This is a genomic window from Asanoa sp. NPDC050611, assembly GCF_040654855.1.
Lineage (GTDB): Bacteria > Actinomycetota > Actinomycetes > Mycobacteriales > Micromonosporaceae > Asanoa.
In genome coordinates, this window is sequence record NZ_JBFAIU010000365.1 from 1 (window position 1) to 7,418 (window position 7,418).

The 7,418-nt window shown below is 73.9% G+C and carries 10 protein-coding genes; 7 read left to right on the top strand and 3 right to left on the bottom strand.

Going from position 1 to position 7,418, the window contains the following annotated elements; translation table 11 throughout:
* From AB0H87_RS35070 to AB0H87_RS35085, 4 genes are all read left to right on the top strand, one after another.
* Positions 1-789: discoidin domain-containing protein (locus tag AB0H87_RS35070; protein ID WP_360155790.1), on the top strand; the 789-nt coding region annotated here is incomplete at its 5' end.
* Between the two features lie 59 nt (positions 790-848).
* Positions 849-2,459: a SpoIIE family protein phosphatase gene (locus AB0H87_RS35075; RefSeq protein ID WP_360155793.1), complete on the top strand. Its 1,611-nt coding sequence runs from the start codon at positions 849-851 to the stop codon at positions 2,457-2,459.
* Entirely contained in the window at positions 2,460-2,978 is a 519-nt protein-coding gene (locus AB0H87_RS35080; protein WP_360155796.1) for a 2'-5' RNA ligase family protein, read from the top strand.
* A gap of 25 nt (positions 2,979-3,003) precedes the next feature.
* Complete coding sequence (locus tag AB0H87_RS35085; RefSeq protein WP_360155799.1) at positions 3,004-3,564, top strand: hypothetical protein; 561 nt, start codon at positions 3,004-3,006, stop codon at positions 3,562-3,564.
* 73 nt (positions 3,565-3,637) lie between these two features.
* On the opposite strand, the gene AB0H87_RS35090 is transcribed toward AB0H87_RS35085, so the two are convergent.
* Positions 3,638-4,237 carry a hypothetical protein gene (locus tag AB0H87_RS35090; protein ID WP_360155802.1) on the bottom strand — a complete coding sequence of 200 codons (600 nt, stop codon included), beginning with the start codon at positions 4,235-4,237 and terminating at the stop codon, positions 3,638-3,640.
* Between the two features lie 113 nt (positions 4,238-4,350).
* Here AB0H87_RS35090 and AB0H87_RS35095 point away from each other — a divergent pair, with 113 nt between their 5' ends.
* Entirely contained in the window at positions 4,351-5,244 is an 894-nt protein-coding gene (locus AB0H87_RS35095) for an aldo/keto reductase (RefSeq protein WP_360155805.1), read from the top strand.
* Between the two features lie 2 nt (positions 5,245-5,246).
* On the opposite strand, the gene AB0H87_RS35100 is transcribed toward AB0H87_RS35095, so the two are convergent.
* Positions 5,247-5,828, bottom strand: coding sequence for a cadmium resistance transporter (locus tag AB0H87_RS35100; protein ID WP_360155808.1), 582 nt, complete (start codon positions 5,826-5,828; stop codon positions 5,247-5,249).
* 37 nt (positions 5,829-5,865) lie between these two features.
* Here AB0H87_RS35100 and AB0H87_RS35105 point away from each other — a divergent pair, with 37 nt between their 5' ends.
* On the top strand, positions 5,866-6,228 hold the full coding sequence (locus tag AB0H87_RS35105) for a hypothetical protein (RefSeq protein ID WP_360155811.1): 363 nt from the start codon (positions 5,866-5,868) through the stop codon (positions 6,226-6,228).
* Here AB0H87_RS35105 and AB0H87_RS35110 read toward each other — a convergent pair.
* Positions 6,225-6,878 (bottom strand): maleylpyruvate isomerase N-terminal domain-containing protein, encoded by a 654-nt coding sequence (locus AB0H87_RS35110; protein ID WP_360155814.1) that lies wholly within the window; start codon positions 6,876-6,878, stop codon positions 6,225-6,227. The two genes, AB0H87_RS35105 and AB0H87_RS35110, sit on opposite strands and share 4 nt — an antisense overlap.
* 92 nt (positions 6,879-6,970) lie before the next feature.
* On the opposite strand from AB0H87_RS35110, the gene AB0H87_RS35115 reads away from it, so the two are divergent.
* A partial coding sequence (locus AB0H87_RS35115; protein WP_360155817.1) for a hypothetical protein occupies positions 6,971-7,418 on the top strand: 448 nt, incomplete at its 3' end.

Genomic DNA, 7,418 nt, shown 5'->3' on the forward strand with positions numbered 1-7,418 from the left:
CACCTCGCGCTCAACAAGCCGGCGACGGCGTCGAGCGTCGAGGCGGACGCGTACCCGGCGTCGGCCGCCGTGGACGCCTCGGCCACGACCCGGTGGGCGAGCGCGTTCGCCGACCCGCAGTGGATCCAGGTGGACCTGGGCCAGACGTACTCGATCGACCGGGTGCGGCTGCTCTGGGAGGCCGCCTACGGTTCGGCGTACCGGATCGAGACCTCGACCAACGGCACCACCTGGACCGTCGCGCGGACGGTGACGGGCGGCAACGGCGGTGAGGACGACAACACCGGGCTCAACGCGTCCGGCCGGTATGTCCGGATCTACGGTACGGCGCGCGGCACGGCGTGGGGCTACTCGCTGTTCTCGTTCGAGGTCTACGGCGGTGGCGGCCAGCCGCCGACGGCGACCAACGTGGCGCTGAACAAACCCGCGACGGCCTCCAGCGTCGAGAACGCGGCGTTCCCGGCCTCGCAGGCGGTGGACGCGTCGACCACCACGCGCTGGTCGAGCGCGTTCGGTGACCCGCAGTGGATCCAGGTCGATCTCGGCCAGACGTACTCCATCAGCCGGGTCCGGCTGCTCTGGGAGGCCGCTTACGGGTCGGCGTACCGGATCGAGACCTCGCCGAACGGCACCACCTGGACCGTCGCGCGGACGGTGACGGGTGGCAACGGCGGCGAGGACGACAACACCGGCCTCAGCGCCAGTGGGCGATACGTCCGGATCTACGGCACAGCCAGGGGTACGGCCTACGGCTACTCGCTCTTCAACCTGGAGGTGTTCGGAAGCTGACTGATCGGCGGGGGGTGCGTGCGCGCGCCCCCCGCTGGTTCCCGGTTTAGGCTGTTCAGGTGATCGACGCGGTGACAGGTAGCGATGAGCGGCTGCGGCGGCTCGAAGCCGTCACGGACGCTGCCCTTTCGCGCCTCGACGTCGACGCGCTTCTGGAGGAGCTGCTCGACCGGGTCAAGGATCTGCTCCAGATCGACACCGCGGTGATCATGCTGCTCGACCCGCATGCCCGGCAGCTGGTCGCGACCGCCGCCAAGGGCCTCGACGAGCACTTCAAGGTGGGTGTACGGATCCCGGTGGGCCGGGGCTTCGCGGGGCGGGTCGCCCGCGACCGGCGCCCCGTGATCGTCGACGACATCACCGAGGAGACCGACACCAGTCCGCTGGTCCGCGGCGGGGGAGTCCGCTCGCTTCTCGGTGTGCCGATCTTCGGCGGCGGCGAGCTGGCCGGCGTGCTGCACGTCGGCAGCCGGGAGCCGCGGGCCTTCAGCACCGACGACGCGCGCCTGCTGGAGATGGTCGCCGACCGGGCCAGCGTGGCGACACACACCCGGGCCGGCACCGTCGACCGGGAGACCGCGCTCGCGCTGCAGCGCAGCCTGCTCCCGACGGCGCTGGCCGAGGTGCCCGGCGTCGAGATGGCTTCCCGCTACCTGCCGGGCCACGACTCCGGCGTGGGCGGCGACTGGTACGACGTGTTCGCCCTGCCCTCCGGCTGGCTCGGCGTGGTGGTCGGTGACGTCTCCGGCCACGGCCTGCAGTCGGCGGTCGTGATGGGCCGGCTGCGCAGCGCGCTGCGGGCGTACGCCCTGGTCTGTGCCGACCCGGCGGACGCGCTGGTGCACCTCGACGCGAAGGTCCACCATTTCGAGACCGGCAACCTGGCCACCGTGCTCTACGCGATGGTCCCGCCCGAGCGCGACAAGGTGCACGTGTCGATCGCCGGCCACCCGCGCCCGGTGCTGGTCGACCCGTCGGGCCACGCCGAGCTGCTGCCCGCGCCGACCGACGTGCCGCTGGGCATGGGCCGCGCGTCCCGCACCCGGCGGACCACGGTGGTCGACTTCCCGCCCGGTGCGGTGCTGGTCTGCTACACCGACGGGCTCATCGAGCGCCGGTCGGAGTCGATCGACGTGGGCCTGGAGCGCCTGCTCGCCACCGTCTGGCCCGGCGACCCCGACGAGGTGTGCACGGCCCTGATGTTCGCGGTCGGCGAGGAGCGCCCGTCGGACGACACGGCCCTGCTGGCCATCCGGCGGGTGGGCCCGCCGCCTCGCCCGGAGCCGCGGCTGCTGCTGGAGGGCGCGTTCGACCGGGCGGGCGTGGCGACGCTGCGTCGCCGCATCGCCGACGAGGCCGAGCGCAGCGGCATGGGCGGCGAGGCCGCCGACGACTTCGTGGCAGCGGTCAACGAGGTGATGACCAACGCGATCCGGCACGGCGGCGGCGCGGGCTCGCTGCGCCTGGTCGACGACGTGTCCGGCCTGGTCTGCGAGGTCCGCGACCACGGCGGCGGCTTCCCGGCGGCGGAGTACCTGGCCCGCCAGGTGCGCCCGACCCCGTCGTCGACGGGCGGCATGGGCCTGTGGATCGCCCAGCAGACCAGCCACGCGCTGCACATCGAGAGCGGCCCGGCCGGCACCCTGGTCCGGATCACCGCGGCCGGCTGAATGGTCGCGGCCCTCGAGCTCTACCTGGACACGGACGCGACGCGGCGGCTGCGCGCGCTCTGGGCGGCGCTGGAGGCCGAGGGGATCCCGACGCTGGCGTCGCTGCAGGACTCGAAGCACCGCCCGCACGTCTCTCTGGCGGCGGCGTCGCGCCTGTCGCCGGCTGCGGTCGCGGACGCGCTGGGCGACGTCCCGCTGGGCCGGGGCCTGGTCCTCGACATGGACTTCGTCGGCCAGTTCGTGGGGCGCGTCCTGTGGCTCGGCATCACGGCGACACCCGAGTTGCTGGACCGGCACCGCGCGGTGCACGAGCGGCTGGCGACGGGCGGGGTCGAGGTGTGGGAGCACTACCGCCCGGGTCGTTGGGTGCCGCACTGCACGGTCTCGCTGCGGGTCCCGAACCCGCTGATGGGCCCGGCGGTCCGCCGCTGCCTGGAGATCCTCCCGCTGCGCGCGACGGTCACGGGCGCGTCGATCACGGACCACGCCAACGACATCGCCCACCCCCTACCGGGCTGAGGCCCACGCCGGAACGATGGGGCACATGCCGGGGCCCCACGACACCTCAGCCGCCTACTCGGCCCTGCTCGCCGAGATCCTCGACCTCGTCGGCGTCGCGCACCCGGAGCCGCCCGACGACACCCGCCGCGGCCGGCGACGCTGGCAGAACCAGGCCCGCCGGTCGATCGGCCGGGCGCTCACCGGCGCCAGCCCGCGGGAGGAGTGGTTCGCGCCGCTGGTCCGGGCCGCCGTGCTGGAGCCGGACCCCAGCTTCAACCGCGACCTGGTCGCACCGATGATCACCTTGTTCGGCCGGCGCCGGGTCGTCGCGGCGCTGCTGGACCACCTGACCGGCGGGACGGTCGCCGAGCAGGCCGGCGCGTCCCGGGCCTGGTACCCGACCTGGGTCGGTGTCCGCTACGAAGCGGACGGCACCACCCCGACGGCGAGCGTGGCCGCGCGGAGCGAGGTCGCCGACGTCAACGACCGGTTCGCCCGTGCCTCCCTGCGGCTCTTCGTCGACACCGACGACCTGTACCTGCGCCAGTGCCTCCTGCCGAATCTCGACCTGCGGACCGCCAGCCGGCCGACCTCCAGGACCTGATCGCCGAGGCGGTGCGGATCGCCCGCACGAGCTCCGACGAGTACCTGCGCTACCGGGTCGAGGTCCAGGTCGCCTACGAATGACGAGGATCGTCGGGCTGACGGAACCGGGTCAGGTAGGCGCGCGACTCCGCGCCGAGGGCTGCGTACCGCACCGTGACGACGGCGAGGAGAACGCCGACCGGAATGTTCGGGATCCGGGCGAAACCGAGCAGGGTGCCCGGCTGCCGCACGGCCAGGACCATGCTGACGACGGCGAGCGTGAGGCCCACCGTCGCCGGCGTCAGGATGGACGGAAGTCCTTCGGCGCGGGCCCGCGCGGCGGTGAGAAGCCTGGCCCGCTCCTCCGGCATGGGCGGGCGACCCCGACGCATCAGGTTGCGCCACCGGACCAGATCGGCGTCACCCGTGTCGCGGAGCAGTGCTCGGGTCCACGCCTCCGGCACGCCCCGCGCGGCGAAGTGCCGGCCGCGTTCGACGGTCGCGCGTAGGGCGACTGCCACCACGCCGAGCAGGCACAGCTGATAGATCAACGGGGCGGTGTAGCGGCCGAGGGAGTCCTCGGCGGAGATCCGGGACGCGGCGACCAGCGCGAGGGCGGCCACGGCTGTCGAACCGACGATCGGCCACGCGGGCGCCCAGGTCGCGTCGCCGGACGGGGCATGAGTCGCCACACGGCCCTCCTCGAATGTCGGCCACCTCGGGTTACCCAGCCGCGCGCAACGTCACTCGGCGCGCGGCTGCGGGTCGCGTTCGGTAGGGGCTGAGCAGGGTGCATGCTGTCCGGGTGGGTTTTGATCGACTGGATCTGAGCGTGCCGGTGCACCGGATGGGACTCGGGCTGGCGGCGCTCGGGCGGCCGGGCTACATCAACCTCGGGCGCGATCGGGACCTGCCGCCCGAGCGGACCGTCGATGCCATGCGCCGGCGGACCCACGAGGTGCTCGATGCCGCGTACGCCGCCGGGATCCGGTATTTCGACGCCGCACGCTCCTACGGCCGGGCCGAGGAGTTCCTGGCGAGCTGGCTCGCCGGCCACCGGGACGTGGTGGTCGGGTCCAAGTGGGGGTACACCTACGTCGCCGGGTGGCGGGTCGACGCCAAGGTGCACGAGACCAAGGACCACGGCGTGCGTACGTTCGACCGCCAGGTGATCGAGACCCGCGACCTGCTCGGCGACCGGCTCGATCTCTACCAGATCCACTCGCTGACGCCCGAGAGCAGCGCGCTGACCGACGGCGAGCTGCACCGGCACCTCGCCGACCTCGGTGCCCGCGGTGTCACGATCGGCGTGTCGACCAGCGGGCCGCGGCAGGCCGAGGCGATCCGCGCCGCGATGGAGATCGAGGTCGACGGCGCGCCGCTGTTCCACAGCTTCCAGGCGACCTGGAACCCGCTCGACCCGTCCGCCGGGTTCGCGCTCGAGGAGGCCAGCGCCGCCGGCCGGCACGTGATCATCAAGGAGGCCGTGGCCAACGGGCGGCTCGCCGACCGGGACGCCGACGTGCTCGCCCACGCGCTCGCCCAGCCCTGGGTCGACGTCGTGCTCTCCGGCGCCGCCACCACCGCCCAGCTCGCCAGCAACCTGCGGGCGCTGGACGTCACGGACCCGGGGCCGCTGCCCGCGCCGGAGACCCCGGACGAGTACTGGCGGCACCGCGCGGCCCTGCCCTGGTCATAGCGTCAGAGCAGCCCCGCCAGGATCACCAGGCCGATCACCACGAAGACCAGCGGCACGAGCCAGTGCCCCCACCGGCCGAGCAGGCCGATCACGTGGCGGTGCCCGCCGAGCCACGAGCCGAGCGCGCACCACACCGCGGTCAGCACCGCGAACACCGCGATCGTGATCAGCGTGTCGCCGAGGCCGATCGTCCGGAACACCGGCGTGTAGACGGCGATGTTGTCGGAGCCGTTGGCGATCGTGACGGCGGCCACGGAGACGAGCCCGGAGGCGACGACCGGTGTGGCGGCGTCGTCGGCGGAGCGGAACGCGGCCACCAGGCCCCGCACGCCGAGCGCCAGCGGGATCAGGCCCAGCAGCCCGACCCAGCGGTCCGGCAGCAGGGTCAGCCCGAGCGCGGCGGCGCCGGCGATCGCGACCAGGGCGCCGATGCCCGCGTACTGCCCGGCCCAGACCTGCCACGGCCGCGGCCGGCCGGCGGTGCGGGACGCCAGGAACAGCACGGTGAGCACGATCAGGTCGTCGACGTTGGTGCCGGCGAACACACCGGCGGCTGCCGCGACCGTCCCGACCACATCCGTCACCGCCCGCACCATACGCGACCGCGCGTACCCTCGGGTGGTGGCCATCGCCCTGATCGCACTGGTGGCCGCCCTCGCGGTGAGCATCGCGGTGGCGGCCTGGCGCCAGGGTGCCGCCGCCCGCCGCTGGCACGCCCTGCGCTCCTGGGCCGACGGCGCCGGCTGGCGGCTGGCGCCGACCGCCGCGGAGGTCGACTGGCTGCCCGTCGTGACACTGCCGATCGCCGTCGTCGACGGCCGGCACGAGCAGCACGAGATCGCGGTCGTCTGGTCGGCCGGCAAGGGCGCGACCACCACGGTGTACGTGCGCGTCGCGGACCACGGCGCCGCCCTGGCCTCGTACCACCGCTGGCTCGACGCGAGCGAGATCGACGAGGCCGTCCTCACGGCCCTGCCGGGCTAGCCCAGCACCACGGGGAGCCGGGCAGCCGGCGGGCCCAGTCGTTCCCGCTCGTCGCCGGTCGGCGCCCGCCGCCCGGTGCCGACCAGCAGGGTGTCCGAATCGGAGAACGAGGCGGGGAAGGCGAACCCGGCGATCCGCTCGAACAGCTCCCGCGAGCGGCGCAGGCCGTCGGCGGGCGGCTCCGGGCCGTCAAGGTGCGCGACCAGGTCGAGGTGGTGCAGGGTCCATTCGAGGACGTACGCGCCGAGGTAGTCGCCGGCGGTGAGCACGTGTCCGCGGGTCCGCACCCGTTGACCCGGGTCGGCGAGGTCGGCCGCGCGCCCGGCGGCGGCGCCGACGTCGTCGAGGTGGAACTTCAGCAGCCGCGGCTGCTCGTAGGCCGCGGCCAGCCGGACCGTCAGCGCGTCGAGCGGGTCCGTGCCCGTCGGCGGTTGGTGCGCGACCTCCCAGTAGGACGCCGCGTCGCGCGTCGGTTCCTCGTCCGTGGGCGTGACGAGGGTGATCAGGACGTCCTGGGCATCGATGATCAGGTGGCAGGCCAGGTCCCGCACCAGCCAGCCGGTGCACCCGGACGGCGCTGCGAAGTCGTCGTCCGGCAACCCGTCGACCGCTGTGCGCAACGCGGTCCACGACTGTGCGAAGAGGTCCACGGTCAGCAGGGTAGTGCCGAAGGCAGGATGAAACCGCGCTGCGCTTGACTCTTCGCGTGATAAGGCATCGCTGGCCGACGCTGTTGGCCCTCGTGACGGTCGCGGGGCAACTGGCCCTCGGCCCCGACGCGGACGGCGTCGCGACGGTGGTCGCCACCGCTGTGCTCTGCTACCTCGCCGCTGCCGCGCTGAAGCGGCGCTGGGTGGCCTGGGCCGGCTGCCTGGTCTTCCCCACGGTGATCGTGGCCAGCCGGCTGGCCGGCGTGACGTGGTGGGCGGTCGTCGCGGCGGTGGCCGCCGCCCTCGTGGTCGTCGGCCTCGCGATCCGCGCGCCGCGGCCGCCGCTCAGCGCACAGACGCTGGCGCTGGTCGGGTACGGCGGTGTCGCGGTCGTGGCGCTATTCCTCGCCCCGCGGGCCGGACTCGCGCTCGCCGGGGTCGCGCTGGCCGACGACGACTTCCATCTCGAGCTGTTCGGCGGTGGCGGCATCGACCCGGGCACCTACTACACCAACGTGATCGACAGCCTGGAACGGCCCG

What these genes read in the sequence shown, in the direction of transcription:
- AB0H87_RS35080 (WP_360155796.1), top strand. Translation starts at nt 2,460, where the DNA reads ATGGTCGCGGCCCTCGAGCTCTACCTGGACACGGACGCGACGCGGCGG.
- AB0H87_RS35085 (WP_360155799.1), top strand. Translation starts at nt 3,004, where the DNA reads ATGCCGGGGCCCCACGACACCTCAGCCGCCTACTCGGCCCTGCTCGCC.